Source organism: Rhodococcus sp. P3_B8 (assembly GCF_056402775.1).
Map to the genome: position 1 here is coordinate 1 of NZ_JBFUGT010000142.1, position 16,130 is coordinate 16,130.

Consider the following 16,130-nt stretch of genomic DNA (forward strand, 5'->3'; position numbering starts at 1 on the left):
GAAGTCGACACCCGCACGACGCTGCTCGACGCGCTTCGCGATCACCTCGGGGTGACCGCGCCCAAGAAGGGCTGCGACCACGGCCAGTGCGGCTCGTGCACCGTCCTCCTCGACGGCAGACGGGTCACGCCCTGCCTCACGTTCGCGATCGCCCACGACGGGGACCGCGTCGTCACCGCGCACGGACTGGCCGACGGAGAGGTGCTGCATTCCGTTCAGCAGGCGTTCGTCGAGCAGGACGGACTGCAGTGTGGTTATTGCACGCCCGGTCAGATCTGTTCGGCGATCGGGATGTTCGACGAGTTCCTGGCCCTGCACCCGAGCGCCGTCACCGAGAACCTGACCGCTCCGCCCGAACTCACCGACGACGAGATACGGGAGCGGATGAACGGAAACCTCTGCCGGTGCGGCGCGTACCCGAACATCCTCGCGGCGATCAGGCAGGCGGCGGAGGCGTGATTCCCTTCGATTACGAGCGGGCCACCGACGTCGACAGTGCCGTCGCCACGGTCACGGGTGACCCGCGGGCGTCGTTCCTCGCCGGCGGCACCAACCTCGTCGACCACATGAAGCTCGGGGTGGCGCACCCGCATCTCCTCGTCGATGTGAGCCGTCTTCCCCTCGACGACGTCGCCGAACTTCCGGACGGCGGGCTCCGGATCGGGGCGGCCGTCCGCAACAGCGATCTCGCCGCGCACGACGTCGTCCGCGCCCGTTACCCGATGCTGTCGCGCGCACTCCTCTCCGGTGCGTCGGGCCAGCTGCGCAACGTCGCGACCACGGCGGGAAATCTGCTTCAGCGGACTCGCTGCGTGTACTTCCAGGACGTCACCACGCCCTGCAACAAGCGGGAGCCCGGCACCGGGTGTTCCGCGATCGGCGGTTACGTCCGCTACCACGCCATTCTCGGCGCGTCGGAGCACTGCGTCGCGGTGCACCCGTCCGACATGGCCGTCGCGATGACGGCGCTCGACGGTGTCGTGGTGGTGCGCAGTGCCGACGGTGACCGGCGAATCCCGCTGAGCGAGTTCTACCGGCTTCCCGGGGACCGGCCCGACCGAGACACGGTCCTCGCGCACGGTGATCTCGTGACGGCCGTGGAGCTGCCCCCGGCGCCTGCCGGGAACCGGTCCGCGTACCGGAAGGTGCGTGACCGTGCCTCGTTCGCGTTCGCGGTGGTGTCGGTGGCCGCCGAGCTGACGATCGGGGACACGTCGATCACGTCGGCGCGGGTCGCGCTCGGCGGGGTCGCGCACCGACCCTGGCGTGCCACGCTCGCCGAGGAGGTCCTCGTCGGGTCGCCGCCCACGGAGGCCACGTACGCCGAGGCCGCCGCAGCGGAACTCGCCGCGGCACAACCGCTTCCGGGAAACGAATTCAAGGTCGCGCTGACCCGCCGGGTGCTCGCGTCGGTACTTCGTTCACTCGCCGAGGAGGCGCGCCGATGACCCTCGTCGATCCGAAGGTGATCGGGACCTCCGCCGAACGGCTGGACGCCCACGACAAGGTGACCGGCACGGCGTTGTACGCGTTCGAGTACCCGGTGGAGGAGCCGACGTATCTGCATCCGATCCTGTCGACGATCGGACGCGGCCGGGTCACGGCGATGCACACGGCCGACGCGGAAGCCCTGGACGGGGTGCTCGCGGTCCTGACGGTGTTCGATGCGCCTCGCCTCGCAGACACCTCGGACGGGGAACTCGCGATCCTGCAGGACCCCGACGTCCACTTCCGCGGCCAATTCGTGGGTGCGGTGGTCGCGGAGACACCGGAGGTCGCCCGGCACGGCGCGAGCCTCGTGCGTGTCGACTACGACGTGGAATCCCACGACACCGACTTCCATTCCGGCCGGGACGACCTGTACGCCCCCGAAGACGTGAACGCGGGGTTCCCAACTGACACCGAGGACGGCGACGTCGACGCGGCACTCGCCGCCGCCGCGGTCACGGTCGATCAGGTGTACTCCACCGCGATGGAACACAACAATCCGATGGAACCGCACGCCGCCATCGCCCGATGGACCCCGGGCGGCAGCGGACCGGTTCTGACGCTGCACGATTCGACGCAGGGCGTCCACTCCGTGCGGCAGACGCTGGCACCGCTGTTCGGACTCGAAGTCGAGCAGATGCGGGTGATCGCCCCGTACGTCGGCGGCGGCTTCGGCTCCAAGGGACTGCCGCACGCGCACGACGTACTCGTGGTGCTGGCGGCGCAGCGGGTGGACGGCCGGCCGGTGAAGTTCGCGCTCACCCGGCAGCAGATGTTCGCCCTCTCCGCGTATCGCACCCCGACGGTGCAGCACATCCGGCTCGGGGCGGATGCGGACGGACGGCTGACCGCGCTCTCCCACGAGGCGATCGTGCAGTCCGCGAAGATCAAGGAATTCGCCGAACAGGCGGCAGTCCCGTCGCGGCTGATGTACTCCGCGGGCACCCGGTACACCACCCACCGTCTCGCGTCCCTCGACGTGCCCGCCCCCTCCTGGATGCGTGCGCCCGGCGAGACCCCGGGCATGTTCGCGGCCGAGGTGGCGATGGACGAACTGGCCGAGGCCTGCGGACTCGACCCGATCGAACTGCGGATCCGCAACGAACCCGACGTCGACCCGAGTACCGGCCGCCCCTGGTCGGGTCGGCGACTCACCGACTGCCTGCGGGAGGGCGCCCGGCGTTTCGGGTGGGCGGACCGCGACGCGACGGCGCGGGCCCGGTCGGACTCCGAGTGGCAGGTGGGGATGGGCGTCGCGTCCGCAACGTATCCCGCCAACACGTCACCGGGATCGGTTGCCCGGATCGTGTACGAATCCGACGGCACGTACACCGTGCAGATCGGGTCGGTCGACATCGGCACCGGCGCATGGACCGCGCTCACGCAGATCGCCGCCGACGCGCTGGGCTGTCCCCTCGACGCGATCGTCCTGCAGATCGGCGACACGAATCTTCCGTCGGCGACCGTCGCAGGCGGCTCCACGGGTACCAGTTCCTGGGGCAGTGCGATCGTCGCGGCGGCCCGGGCGTTCCGGGACCAGCACGGCACGTCACCCGCCCCGGGCGCGGCGACGAGTGCGGGGACGCCCGACAACCCCGACGCCGACAAGTTCGCGCTCCACTCGTTCGGTGCCCACTTCGTGGAGGCGCACGTCCACCGGGACACCTGCGAGATCCGCGTCGAACGCATGCTCGGGGTGTTCGCGATCGGCCGGGTGATCAACAGCCGCACGGTTCGGTCGCAACTCCTCGGCGGGATGACGATGGGGATCTCGATGGCGCTGCACGAGAGCAGTGTGAACGACCCCCGGTTCGGTCACGTCGTGACCCAGGACCTTGCCTCCTATCACGTCAGCACGCACGCCGACATCAGGTACCTCGACGCGGTGTGCCTCGACGACGTCGACGAGCACGCCAATCCGATGGGATCGAAGGGCGCCGGTGAGATCGGCATCGTCGGGGCAGCGGCCGCGGTGGCGAACGCTGTTCGTCACGCCACCGGGGTGCGGGTTCGGAAGGTGCCGATCCACCTGGACGACCTGCTGCCCGGGTGATCGACCGGTGCTACTGCACGCCCCACGCCTGCGCGAGGGAGGTGCGCAGGTGACTTTTCATCGCACGGATCTTCTGGACATCGGTGGACTTCGGTGCGAGTCCCTCGAGCACGAGTTCCATGAAGCGTCGGCGGCTGACACCGAATCGCTCCAGCAGTTCCGCCGCGCTGGCACCACCGAACGGTGCCCACTGGATCGCGAAGCTGATCATCCACCGGGCATCCGAGCTCACCGAGTGCATCTGCGCGAGCAGATCGCATCGGCGAAGCGCCAGGCGCAGCCAATCGGTGCCGAACGCTTCCTCCGGTTCCTCTGTGATCTGTGTCGTCATGCCGCTCACCGCTGACCGGCGGAGCGGACCGCGAACACCGGCAACTGTTCCGCCGTCGACGCGGGACGGAACTCGACGCGAACCGGACAGTCGGACGGTGCCGGGACGTCGCCGTCGATCCAGGTGTACACCCATGGTCCCTCGTCGAGTTCGACGATCGCGATCGTGCACGGGACGAGGCCACGGTTGGTCTCGTTCACCTCGCGGTGGACCACCTTCGAGGACACGATCGATCCGACGCCGCACGACGGGACCCGCTCGAGGTTCGAACCCTGACACGCGGAGCAGGTGGCCATCAACGGCGCGAGCAGGGTCGTGCAGTTGAGGCAGCGCTGGATCATCAGTTCGCATTTCTGGGCAAGACCCTGCCAGCGGGTCATGCCGTCCGTGGTCACGCCGTCACCCCCGTGAATTCCTGCCCCACCACGTCGTCTGCCATTCGGCTTCCCCCGATCCACACAAGACACCGGTCGGTGTGCGCCCGACGGAGGATCGGGGGCCGTGGAAGTTGGGGGTCGGGCTTTCGGTGCGTTCGGGGATCAGTGGACATCGGGGGCCTCGGTCTCGAGCCGGATTGGGGGGACGCGTACGAGCATCCCGTCCGCGGCGGCGAAGTACAGCGGCTGAACGACCCGGGGACATACCTATTTCGTCCCGTGCGGGTGCCCGGTCAGGGGTGCGGGTCCTGTGCGTGTTCGACGATCCACGCCGCGATCTGGGTGCGCGAGTTAAAACCCAGTTTCGCGAGAATGTGCTCGACATGCCCCTGCGCCGTGCGCTGCGAGATCACCAACCGGGCGGCGATCGCCTTGTTGGTGAGCCCGTCGGCGACCAGTTCCGCGACCTGCCATTCTCGTCGGGTCAGGTGCGTCGCCCCGTTCGACGCCGACACCGCCTCCGGTCGCTGCTCGTCGAGCGCATAGGCGACCGCATCGTCGAACGACGTGTGCATGCCGTGGTCGAAGGCGGCGTCGAATGCGCGGTCCCCGATCACAGCGCGTGCCTGCTGCTCGCATTCGGCGTGGTGGACGAGCAGGTTCGGGTAGACGGTGCTCGGGTTGCCCACGGTCTGCGCGACGGCCTCCGCGGCGCCCATCAGCTCGGCGGCCTGCTGGGCCCGGCCGGAGCCGACGGCGACCCAGGCGAGCACCTCGAGTGCCCCGCACGCGCTGATCCGGTCGTCGACCAGGTGGGACAGCCGCAGCCCCTGCTTCACGTAGTCGTCGGCGAGGGCGAGGTGTCCGCGCTGCCACGCCGCCATTCCCGCCGCCCACAGCGACCAGCCCCGGTACACGGACTCGCCGTGCGCCTCGGTGAGCGCGAAGATCTCGGATCCGCACATCTTCGCCACCGCCCCGTCGCCCTGCATGCCGCTGACCAGTGCCACCCCGAGCAGTCCCCACGTCAGTTGGAGCAGGTTGCCCTTGTCGCGGAACTCGGCGAGTGCCTCCTCGAAGCAGGCCCGTGCGCGGGGGAGGTCCCCGGCGAACATGGCGCAGCACCCGGCGGCGTGGACCACCAGGGCACGCATCAGCATGTCACCGTTCCGCTCGGCGAGGACGACCCCCTCGTCGACCAGCGCTTTCGCGGCCTCGCGGTCGCCGTGCATGCCCGCGAGCACACTGTCGACGTACAGCGCCTCGATCCGTTCCCGGCTCGCGCCACCCGGGTGCCGTCCCAGCAGCTGTCCGAGCCAGCGGCGACCCTCACGGAGCAGTCCGCGGGCGCGCCAGTACGGGTACAGTGCGGCGGCGATCCGCAGCCCCGTCTCGGCCTCCCCCGGCTCGGTCAGGCAGAAATGGAGAGCCGCCCGCACGTTCAGGGTCTCCGCGTCGAGCCGGCCGATCCACATCGCCTGCCGGGGACCGATCCACTCGGCCTCGCACTGCACCACCAACTGCTCGTACCAGTCGCGGTGCCGCCGCCGCAGCGACACGTACTCCCCGGTCTCCTGCAATTTCTCGCGGCCGTAGTCGCGCACCGTCTCGAGCAGGTGGTATCGCACCGCCGGCCCCGACTCCTCGCGGATCAGGATCGACTTGTCTATCAACGACGCCACCACGTCGAGGACGTTCTCCACCGGCAGGTCCCCGGCGCAGATTCCCTCCACGGCGTCCAGTTCGAAGCCGCCGGCGAACACCGACAGTCTCGCCCACAGCTCGCGTTCCTCCTCGGTGCACAGCTCGTGGCTCCAGTCGACGCACAGCCGCAGGGTCTGCTGCCGGCTCGRCGCGCCCCGCGATCCGACCGTCAGCAACCGGTAGCGGTCGGTCAGTCGCTGCAGGATCTGTTCCGCCGACATCACCCGCAGCCGCACCGCCGCCAGCTCGATCGCCAACGGCAACCCGTCCAGCTGGCGGCAGATCCGGGCCACCGCCACATGGTTGTCCTCGGTGAGTTCGAACTCCGGCACCGCCGTGGCCGCCCGCTCGACGAACAACGTCACCGCCTCGTACTGCGGCAGGCCCTGCAGTGACGAGCGTTCGGGTTCGGGCACCGTCAACGGCGGCACCCGCAGTACCGCCTCGCCGCCGATGGCCAGCGGTTCGCGGCTCGTCGCGAGGATCCGCAACTCCGGGCAGCTCCGCAACAACGTCTCCGACAACGCGGCGGCCGCGGCGACCACGTGCTCGCAGTTGTCGAGCACCAGCAGCAGTTGCCGGGTGGCGAGGTACTCGGTCAGCAGCACCTCCGGGTTCCCGGAGCGCTGCTCGCGCAGTCGCAGTGCCGCCGACACGGCGTCGACGAGTGTCGTGTCGTCGTCCAGCTCTCCCAGTTCGACCAGCCACACGCCGTCCTCGAATGCGCGACTCGCATCGGCAGCCACCCGCAACGCCAGCCGGGTTTTCCCGACCCCGCCGATCCCGGCGAGCGTCACCAGTCGTGACACGGACAGCAGACGTCGCGCCTCGGTCACCTCACGGCGACGGCCGACGAAACTCGTCAGTTCGTGGGGCAGATTTCCCACTGTGCCCTTCACTGCCGCCGGCATCACACCGTCACTCTCGACTCGCAGCCCCCTGCGCACACGGTACTCCCGGTGCGCGGCGGCAACGACGCTTTCGGCTGCGGGTCCGCGAGTTTCGGGTCACCGCGTCCAGCGGGTGGGCGCCCAGCGGCCGGTGTAGGACCGGATGCGGTTGGCGCGGCGGGCAGGCCGCCGCGTGCCGGCCTCGGTCAGGCTGTGCGGGATCATGGCGATCCGGGTGCCGTCGACCACGTAGGCGGCCCCGGTGACGAACATTGCGCCCGGCGCGGTCAGGTACGACGCGACGGCGGCGACTTCCCGGTCGTCGGGGCCGGGCGACGCGAAGTCCGGTTCGACCGCGGGCACCACGACCGAATTGACCGTGATCGAGTATCGCGCCAATTCGGCGGCGAGCAGACCGGTGAGTCCGCCGAGACCGGACGACGACGGGACGATGTTGACGATCCGGCCGCCCCCGCCACTTGCGATCATGTAACGGACGGCGCGCTGCATGCACTCGACGGCCGTACTGCCGGGGCAGCTGACGAGAACGCCGATCCCGCCCAGCTCACGGGCGAACTCGTCGACGGCGGCCGCGGAGTCGGGCAGGTCGGCCAGGTCCATGCGCTGCACGGCCGCATTCACCGATCTGGACCGGACGTCGGCGGCGGTGGCTTCGGCGCTGTCCCGGTCTGCGGCGTAGGCGAGGCCGATGTGGAACCCGTCGTCCGCGAGCGCCAGTGCGACCGCTCGGCCCATCGGCGAGTCCGATCCCGTCACGACTGCGGTGCGTGTGCTGGGGTGCATGGATTCGGAATACCCCCTGGCAGATCTGCTCAAACGCTCAACTTTCGGACTGCGTACGGGCAGAACATAATCCGACGACGAGCCGCACACGCGACCCGTCGCGGATCGACGCCCACCGTCAGCAGTTGGACGGCGCCGGATCGCCGCGGAACCGGGCATCGAGGTAGTCCAGGGCGGTCGGAAGGCCCAGCACGGCGGTGGTCAGGTGGTCGGGACTCGGGAACAGATCGGACTGCACCGTGACGCCGGCGGCGCAGTATCGCGCGACGGTCGCCTCGATCGAGTCGACCGGAATGAGTACGTCTGTCGGGCTGTGCCATTCGAAGATCGGCGCGGTCGGAACCCCCGGATACAGCTCGACACTGTTCTCGTTCAGCACCTCCCAGGCCTGCGGGCTGCTCATGAGGTCGGTGGTCCTGGCGACCTCCGTCGCGCTGCGCCCTGCGCCTGCCGCGAGGATGCCGTTGGTGCACGCGTTGACCATCTCGTCGCGCATCGCCAGGCCGCGATCGTTGAGTTGCTCGCTGATCGGAAGGCGGTCCGGGTACTCACGCTCGAGTCCGAGTGCCGCCGCCATCGCGAGGCCGAACGCCGGGTGCGGTTGCATGCCGAGGCCGTTGGCCATCTTGCCGATGTTCATGGGCACACCGCCCTCGGCGACACCGACGATGTTCAGTTCCGGCGCGTACGTGGGGGCGAGCGCCGCAGCCCACGCCGACGCCATGCCGCCACCGGAGTACCCGGCCAGCGCGACCGGGCTCTCCGCCACGGCGAGTTCGGGCACCCGCTGAACCGCGCGGATGCCGTCCAGGGTAATGGTTCCGCCGAGTCGTGCGGCACCGTACGCACTGTTCGGGCCGAGGTGGTCGGGAAGCGCGACCGTCCAGCCGCGTTGCAGTGCGAGGTTCAGTGCCGGCGCCTCCTTGATCTGGAGGTCGGGATCGTTCGAATACAGGGTCCGCGACGGCGCGCACCGCGGTCCGAGCGCGTTGATGATGTGCTGATACGACAGCAGCGGCCCGTTCACCGCCCGGGTGCGGGGAACCAGCACGGTGGTGACCGACGAGATCGGGTGGTCCTCCGAGTTGGTGGTGCGGTACTTCACCTGCCAGACGTCGGTGTCGGGGAAGGCGAGCAACGGCGGCATCGGCCGGACCACGAGCGGCTCGCCGACCGCCGTATCCGCCAGACCCTGCGGCTGCAGGTAGAAGGGATCGGGGTCGGATGCGGGATAGATCGGCACAGCAGCCGCGACTCCGACGTTCGCGACGGTGGCGCAGGCGACGAATGCGGCACACAGTGCACCCGCGGTGAGGCTCGAGATACGTGAGCGCTTCATGCCGCCTCCTAGTTTGCGTAGATCGATTGTTACCGAGTTCGCAGGAGATATCGGTATTCGGGCCCGCCCGTTACGCCACTGCAATGGAGGGCGGGCCCGACGCAACGAAATCGGGTCAATGCGCGCTCAGATAATCCTCGAGGACCGGCCCCACCACGGCCAGGACCTCGGGTTCGATCATCTGATTGTGCTCGCACTCGATCTTCACTTCCCGGATGCCTCCGGTGACGGAACTCCGCCACTCGTCCGGCGAATGCTGTTCCGTCGACGCCGATCCGGCGGCCGTGAAGAACAGCAGATCCCCGTCGAACACCTGCGGGCGGAAGTTGTTCATGATCCGCGAGGAGTTCGTGAATCCGGCGCTGATCCGCTCCAGGTGCTTCGGGGTCAGTCCCGTCTTCTGCCCGAACGCGTCGTCCAGCAACTCGACTGCCCGCTCGTAGGTGAGTTCCTCCTCGGAGACGGACTCGAGGTCCAGCCCGAGGCCGTGGAGCAACTCGGACACGGTGAGGCTCTCCGGGCCCTGGTCGGTCCCGTCGGTCACGTAGCTGTCCATGACGGCCAGCGTGTCGACCGCCTCCCCTTCCCGCCGCAGTTCGACGGCCATCGCGTGGGCGATGACGCCGCCGAGCGACCAGCCCAGCAGGTGGTAGGGCCCGTGCGCCTGGACCTTGCGCATCTCCAGCACGTACTGGTGCGCCAGCTGCTCGATCGACTCGAAGCTCGGGCCACCGCTGATGATCGGCAACTGCAGGCCGAACGCCGGCCGGTCCTGCGAGAGGTGCTGCAGGAGACCCGCGTAACCCCACGACAGCCCGATCCCGGGATGGATGCAGAACAGGGGCGGCTTGTCCCCTGTCGGCCGCAGCGGGATGACCACGCCGAGCGCCTCGTCGACCGGCGACCCGGCCGCGTTCTCGGTGTCGACGCGCAGTGCGAGACCGGCGGGGGTCGGGTCCAGGAACATGGATTGCAACGGGATCTGCCGTCCGAGGCGTTCCTGCAGCACCGTGATCACCCGGGTGGCGACGATCGAGTTGCCGCCGAGGTCGAAGAAGCTGTCGGCGGTGCCGACCCGGTCCACGCCCAGCACCTCGGCGAACGCCTCGACGATGATGTGCTCGGTCGCCGTCGTCGGGGCCCGGAAGGCCGCGCCGGTGGTGCCGAACTCGGGTGCGGGCAGCGCCTTGCGGTCGAGTTTGCCGACCGGGGTCATCGGGATCTGATCGAGGACGACCACCGCGGACGGGACCATGTGCGCGGGCAGGCGGTCGGCTGCGTGGGTACGCAACTCCGCCGGCTCGAGATCGTGTCCCTCGGCCGCCCGCACGTACGACGCGAGGAGCGTGTCGCCGGACGGTCCGGTGTGACCGATGGTGGCCGCGAACGCGACCGCGGGGTGGCGGGCGAGGACRGCGTCGATCTCACCGAGTTCGATGCGGAAGCCGCGGACCTTCACCTGGAAGTCGGTGCGGCCGATGTACTCGATGGTGTGGTCGCCGCGCCAGCGCACCACGTCGCCGGTGCGGTACATCCGGCGACCGGGCTCGCCGAACGGGCAGGCGACGAACCGCTCCGACGTCAGCGCCGACCGGTTGTGGTACCCGCGTGCCAGTCCGGGGCCGGTGATGTAGAGCTCGCCGGGCACACCGACCGGGACCGGCTGCAGGCGCTCGTCGAGGACCAGCGAACCGAATCCCAGCGCGGGGGCGCCGATGTTCACGACGCCACCCGGACGCATCGGGGCGCTGACGCTCGCCTGGATGGTCGTCTCCGTGGGCCCGTAGCCGTTGTGCATGTTGCGGTKCTTACCCCAGATCTCCACCAGCTCCGGCGGGCAGGCCTCACCGGCCACCGCGAGGACACGGAGCGATTCGAGTCCCACGTCCTCGATGGACGACAGCGCGGTGGGCGTGATGAACGCGTGTGTCACCGCGTTGCGCCGGAACAAGTCCGCCAGCTCCGTGCCACCGAAGACGGTGGGCGGCACGATCACGACCCGGGCCGACGCGCCGAACGCCATCATCAGCTCGAAGATCGACGCGTCGAAGCTCGGGGACGCCAGATGCGAGACCCGGGACTCGTGCGTGACCTGGAACCGTTCGTGCTCCTCCGCGGTGAGGTTGGCCATGCCGCGGTGAGTGACGATGACACCCTTCGGCTTACCGGTCGATCCCGACGTGTAGATCAGGTACGCCGGGTGGGCCAGATGGAGCGGGCGTGTGCGGTCGGCGTCGGTGACCGGCGCCGAGGAGACGGCCGCGACCTGCTCGGCGAAGGACTCGTCGTCGAGCACCAGCCACGACACGGTGTCCGGCAGGTTGTCGCGACGGCCGGCGACGGTCAGGCCGACGGACGCCCGGCAGTCGGTCAGCATGTAGTCGATGCGGTCCCGCGGGTAAGTCGGGTCGACGGGCACGAACGCCGCACCCGACTTCGCGACCGACCAGATCGACACGACTTCCTCGATCGATCGCGGCATTCCGATGGCCACGAACGTCTCCGGCCCGACTCCCTGGGCGCACAGCACCCGCGCCAGCCGGTTGGACCATTCGTCGAGTTCGCGGTAGGTGACCTGCCGGTCCTCGAAGGACAACGCCACCGAATCGGGGTCGAGTGCCGCGGCGGCCGTGAGCAGGTCGGGCCACACCTCGGGGCGCACGTCGGGCTTGCCGCGCGCCGGGACCATCTCCTCGATCTCCGCCTCGTCGAGCAGCGGGAGGGTGCCGATCGGCCGGTCCGGGTCGGCGGTGACGGCCGCGAGGATCCGGACGAACCGGTCCGCGATCGAGCGTGCGGTCCCGCGGTCGAACAGGGAGACGGCGAAGTCGAGTCCGCCGGCGACACCCGCTGGCGCGCCGTCCTGATCGAACTGCTCGGCGAGGATCACCTCGAGGTCTTCCTTCACCACCTTGGTTTCGAGGTCCACGTTCTCGACCCGCAGATCCGGCAGTTCCAGCGTCGGGTTCTCGTTGTTCTGGAACTCGAGGGCCACCTGGAACAGGGGCGAGTACGACGTGGACCGGGTCGGGTTGAGCTCCTCGACGAGGCGCTCGAACGGCAGATCCGAGTGCTGGAACGCGGCCAGGTCCGTTTCCCGGATCCGCTGCACCAGTTCGGTGAACGTCGACGCCGGGTCGATCCGGTTCCGCAGGACCAGGGTGTTGACGAACATGCCGACCATGTCGTCGAGTGCGGCTTCACCGCGCCCGGCGACGGGGGTGCCGATGACGACGTCGTCGGTGCTGCCGAGCCTCGACAGCAGAACCGCCAGCGCGGCGTGGACGGCCATGAACATGGTGGCGTTGTTAGCCCGGGCCAGTGCCGTGAGCCGCTGATGGAGGTCGGCGTCGATCGCGAACTCGACCCGATCACCCTCGAACGTCTGCTGGATCGGGCGCGGCCGGTCGGTCGGCAACTGGATGACGTCCGGCACCCCGGCCAGCGTCTCCGACCAGAACCGCAACTGCTGGTTGATCATCGATTCGGGATCGTTCTCCGAGCCGAGTCCGGCATGCTGCCACAGCGTGTAGTCGGCGTACTGGACGTGCAGCGGATCCCACTGCGGGCCGTCGCCGCCGAGCCGTGACGTGTACGCCACCATGACGTCGCGGGCGAGCGGCGCCAGGGAGAATCCGTCCGCGCTGATGTGGTGCACCACGATCGTCAGCACGTGATGGTCGGGCGCAATCCGGAACAGGGCCGCGCGGACCGGCACGTCGGTGCTGACGTCGAACCCACGGGACACCAGATCCATGATGTGCCGCGGCAAGTCCTCCGCCGCCACCGCGACGGTGTCGACGCCCGGTTGCGCATCGGCGGCGGGCAGGATCCGCTGGGTCGGTTCGTTGTCGACCGTCGGGAAGACGGTGCGCAGCGTCTCGTGCCGTTCGAGGACGTCGGCCATCGCCAGCCGCAGGGCGTCCTCGTCCAGGGTTCCGGTCAGCCGGACGGCCAACGGAATGTTGTAGGCCGGTGAGGACGTGTCGAATTGGTTGAGGAACCACATCCGCTTCTGCGCCAGCGACAGCGGAATCCGGTCGGGCCGTTCGACCGGCGCGAGGGCCGGGCGGGCGCCGCCGCTCACACTGTCGGCGACGCGTGCGGCCAGCGACCGGACGTCGGGGGCCTCGAACAGGGCACGCACACCGATGTCGGTGTCGAGGGCATCCCGCAACCGCGCCGTGACACGGGTGGCGACCAGCGAGTTTCCGCCGAGATCGAAGAAGTTGTCGTCGATACCGATCCGTTCGACACCGAGGACATCGGCGAAGATGTCCACGATCTTGCGTTCGAGGTCGTTGGTCGGCGGCTGGAACTCGGTGGTGGTGACGTGGAACTCGGGGGCGGGCAGCGCCGACCGGTCCAGTTTGCCCACCGGGGTCAACGGGATCTCGTCCAGGAACATGACGCTCGTCGGCACCATGTGCGCGGGGAGCCGGGTCGACAGGTGCGCGGTGAGTTCGGCCGGATCGACGCCGCCGGCCGTGTTGGGCAGCAGGTAGGTCACCAGCACCGTGTCACCGGACGGGCCGGGAACACCGAGGGTCGCGGCGAAGCTGACCCCGGGGAACGTGGCGATCTCGTTGTCGATCTCGCCGAGTTCGATGCGGAAACCGCGGATCTTCACCTGGAAGTCGCTGCGGCCCACGTACTCGACGGTGTGGTCGGCGCGCCACCGGACGATGTCGCCGGTGCGGTACATCCGCTCCCCCGCCTCCCCGAACGGGTTGGCGACGAACCGCTGGCTGCTCAGTTCCGGGCGCCGGTGGTAGCCGCGGGCGAGACCGGCACCGGTGATGTACAGCTCGCCGGGCACCCCGACGGGCACCGGCTGGAGACGTGAATCCAGCACGAGCTCACCGACTCCGCGGATCGGGCCGCCGAGGGTGATGGGGTCGCCCACCGTCATCGGGTCGCTGATGTTCGCCATCACCGTGGTCTCGGTGGGTCCGTACGCGTTGGACAGTTGCCGGCCGGGCGCCCAGCGGGTCACCAGTTCCGGCGGGCACSCCTCGCCGCCGAACACGACGTGCTGGAATTCGTCGAGCCCCGTCGGGTCGACCGTGGACAGCGCCGCGGTGGTGACGAACGCGTGGGTGACGTGTTCGGACCTGATCAGTTCGGCCAGTTCCGCTCCGCCGTACACCGTCGGCGGGGCGATCACCATCGTGGCGCCGACCCCGAAGGCCTGCAGGTACTCGAACACCGACCCGTCGAAGCTGGGCGTCGAGAAGTGCAGGGTGCGGGACGTCTGCGCGGCGGCGAAACGCTGCCGCTGGTCCTCGGCGAAGTTGTCGAGGCCCTCGTGGGTGACCACGACGCCCTTCGGCTTCCCCGTCGAACCGGAGGTGTAGACGATGTAGGCGGCGTTGTCGAGGCTTATCGGCGACCGCCGATCCGAATCGGCCACCGGCAGAGCCGGTTTCGACTGGCAGGCCTTTTCGAATTTGGGCGAGTCGAGCTGCAGCCACGGCACCGAGTCGGGCAGCGCCTTCTCGTACGCGGCCATGGTCAATCCGATGGTGGCACCCGAATCGGTGAGCATGTGCTCGATGCGGTCCATCGGGTAGTTCGGGTCGACGGGGACGAATGCGGCACCCGTCTTGGCCACCGCCCACACGGCGAGGACCGACTCGATCGATCGGGGAATGCCGAGCGCCACGAACGTCTCCGGGCCGGCGCCGCGGGAGATGAGCACCCGCGCGAGCTGGTTGGAGCGTTCGTTGAGCTCCCGGTAGGACACGTTGCGGCCCTCGAACGTCAGCGCCGTGCGGTTCGGATCCAGGGCGGCCGCGTCCTCGAAGATCTGCGGCAGCGTCCGGACGGAGAACCCGGGACGGCCGCGCACCGGCGCGAACTCGGCGAGTTCGGCCTCGGTGAGCAGTTGCATGTGGGCAAGCGGAATCTCGGGTCGGTCGGCGAGGGCGTCGAGCACCCGCTGCAGCCGGTCCGCGATCTCGTCGACCGCGCTTTCCTCGAAGACCTCGGGGAGGTACTCGAACTTGAAGTTCAGCCGCGCGTCCCCGGAGGCGACGACGGCGAGCGGGTAGTGCGCGGAGTCTTTGCCGTCGATGCCGGTGACGAACATCCCGGCGATGTCGGTCTGTTCCGTCAACCCCGCCTCGTCGACCGGGTACGACTCGAACACGGTCAGCGTGTCGAAGGCACCGCCGCCGCCGACCGCCGACTGGATGTCGGTCAGACCCAGGTAGTGGTGATCGAGCAGTGCGGCCTGTTCGCTCTGCACACGTTCGAGCAGCTCGCCCAGCGACTCCCACGGGTCGAGGGTCACCCGCACCGGCAGGGTGTTGATGAACAGACCCACCATCGATTCGATGCCCGCGATCTGCGGCGGCCGGCCCGAGACCGTACCGCCGAACACCACGTCGGAGCGGCCGATCAAGCCGCCCAGCACGATTCCCCACGCCGTCTGGACGACGGTGTTGAGGGTGAGCCCGCGTTCCCGGCTCAGGTCCCGCAACCGGGTGGTCTGCTCCACCGACAGTGTGAAGGCGGTCTCCTCCGCGACGACGGAGTGCGCCTCACCCCGCTCCAGCGGGGCAAGGAGGGTCGGCTCCTCGACCCCGTCGAGCGCGGTGCGCCAGGCGTCGAGGGAGTCCGTGGTGTCGTGGCGCTTCATCCACGACAGGTAGTCGCGGTAGGAGTGGACCCGGGGCAGCAGGCTGCCGTCGGCGTCCAACGCGTACAGCGTCAGCAGGTCACGGATGACCAGCGGAGTCGACCAGCCGTCGAGCAGGATGTGGTGGTTGGTCAGGATCAGCCGGTAGTCTTCCTCGGTGAGCCGGACGAGGGCCAGCCGCAGCAGCGGCGCGTTCGCCATGTCGAACTTCACCGACCGGTCCCGTGCCACGATCCGGTCGTATTCGCGGGTGGTCTCGTCGGGGTCGAGTGCCGAGAGGTCGAACTCCGACCACGGCAGTTCCACGTGCTGCTGGATGATCTGAGCGGAGGCGCCCGCGCTGTCGTGGACGAACGCGGCCCGCAGGTTGGGGTGCCGGTCCAGCAGGGCCTGTCCGGCCCGGCGGATCCGGTCCGGGTCGATGTTTCCGCGCAGTTTCAGCGCCAGCTGCACCAGGTACGGGTCGACCGAGGCGTCCGAGAACTGGGCGTGGAACAGCAG

9 protein-coding genes are annotated in these 16,130 nt (G+C 69.2%); 3 read left to right on the plus strand and 6 right to left on the minus strand.

Annotation, left to right across the window (positions count from 1 at the left end; genetic code table 11):
* The 3 genes from AC1D1G_RS28985 to AC1D1G_RS28995 all read left to right on the plus strand — a co-directional run.
* On the plus strand, nucleotides 1-459 hold a 459-nt coding region (locus tag AC1D1G_RS28985), incomplete at its 5' end, for a 2Fe-2S iron-sulfur cluster-binding protein (RefSeq protein ID WP_477954756.1).
* A complete protein-coding gene (locus AC1D1G_RS28990; protein WP_477954757.1) occupies nucleotides 456-1,448 on the plus strand; it encodes an FAD binding domain-containing protein in 993 nt (330 codons plus the stop codon). The genes AC1D1G_RS28985 and AC1D1G_RS28990, both read left to right, overlap by 4 nt.
* On the plus strand, nucleotides 1,445-3,541 hold the full coding sequence (locus AC1D1G_RS28995) for a xanthine dehydrogenase family protein molybdopterin-binding subunit (RefSeq protein WP_477954759.1): 2,097 nt from the start codon (nucleotides 1,445-1,447) through the stop codon (nucleotides 3,539-3,541). Before AC1D1G_RS28990 ends, AC1D1G_RS28995 begins: the two co-directional genes overlap by 4 nt.
* Before the next feature lie 10 nt (nucleotides 3,542-3,551).
* Here the strand turns inward: AC1D1G_RS28995 and AC1D1G_RS29000 are convergent, their stop codons facing one another.
* The 6 genes from AC1D1G_RS29000 to AC1D1G_RS29025 all read right to left on the minus strand — a co-directional run.
* Complete coding sequence (locus tag AC1D1G_RS29000; RefSeq protein WP_280783144.1) at nucleotides 3,552-3,872, minus strand: hypothetical protein; 321 nt, start codon at nucleotides 3,870-3,872, stop codon at nucleotides 3,552-3,554.
* A gap of 5 nt (nucleotides 3,873-3,877) precedes the next feature.
* Nucleotides 3,878-4,267, minus strand: coding sequence for a Zn-ribbon domain-containing OB-fold protein (locus AC1D1G_RS29005; RefSeq protein WP_105417507.1), 390 nt, complete (start codon nucleotides 4,265-4,267; stop codon nucleotides 3,878-3,880).
* A gap of 275 nt (nucleotides 4,268-4,542) precedes the next feature.
* Nucleotides 4,543-6,900, minus strand: coding sequence for an ATP-binding protein (locus AC1D1G_RS29010; protein ID WP_477954761.1), 2,358 nt, complete (start codon nucleotides 6,898-6,900; stop codon nucleotides 4,543-4,545).
* 60 nt (nucleotides 6,901-6,960) lie between these two features.
* The gene (locus AC1D1G_RS29015; RefSeq protein ID WP_283352792.1) at nucleotides 6,961-7,647 is read right to left on the minus strand and encodes an SDR family NAD(P)-dependent oxidoreductase; all 687 of its coding nucleotides are present in this window, start codon (nucleotides 7,645-7,647) and stop codon (nucleotides 6,961-6,963) included.
* Nucleotides 7,648-7,765: 118 nt separating this feature from the next.
* Complete coding sequence (locus tag AC1D1G_RS29020; protein WP_280783141.1) at nucleotides 7,766-8,986, minus strand: lipase family protein; 1,221 nt, start codon at nucleotides 8,984-8,986, stop codon at nucleotides 7,766-7,768.
* A gap of 115 nt (nucleotides 8,987-9,101) precedes the next feature.
* Nucleotides 9,102-16,130, minus strand: a 7,029-nt coding sequence (locus AC1D1G_RS29025) for an amino acid adenylation domain-containing protein (RefSeq protein WP_477954763.1), incomplete at its 5' end; no start/stop codon positions are given.

Coding starts and splice junctions, on each gene's coding strand:
- AC1D1G_RS28995 (WP_477954759.1), top strand. CDS start 1,445: ATGACCCTCGTCGATCCGAAGGTGATCGGGACCTCCGCCGAACGGCTG.
- AC1D1G_RS29000 (WP_280783144.1), bottom strand. CDS start 3,872: ATGACGACACAGATCACAGAGGAACCGGAGGAAGCGTTCGGCACCGAT.
- AC1D1G_RS29015 (WP_283352792.1), bottom strand. CDS start 7,647: ATGCACCCCAGCACACGCACCGCAGTCGTGACGGGATCGGACTCGCCG.
- AC1D1G_RS29020 (WP_280783141.1), bottom strand. CDS start 8,986: ATGAAGCGCTCACGTATCTCGAGCCTCACCGCGGGTGCACTGTGTGCC.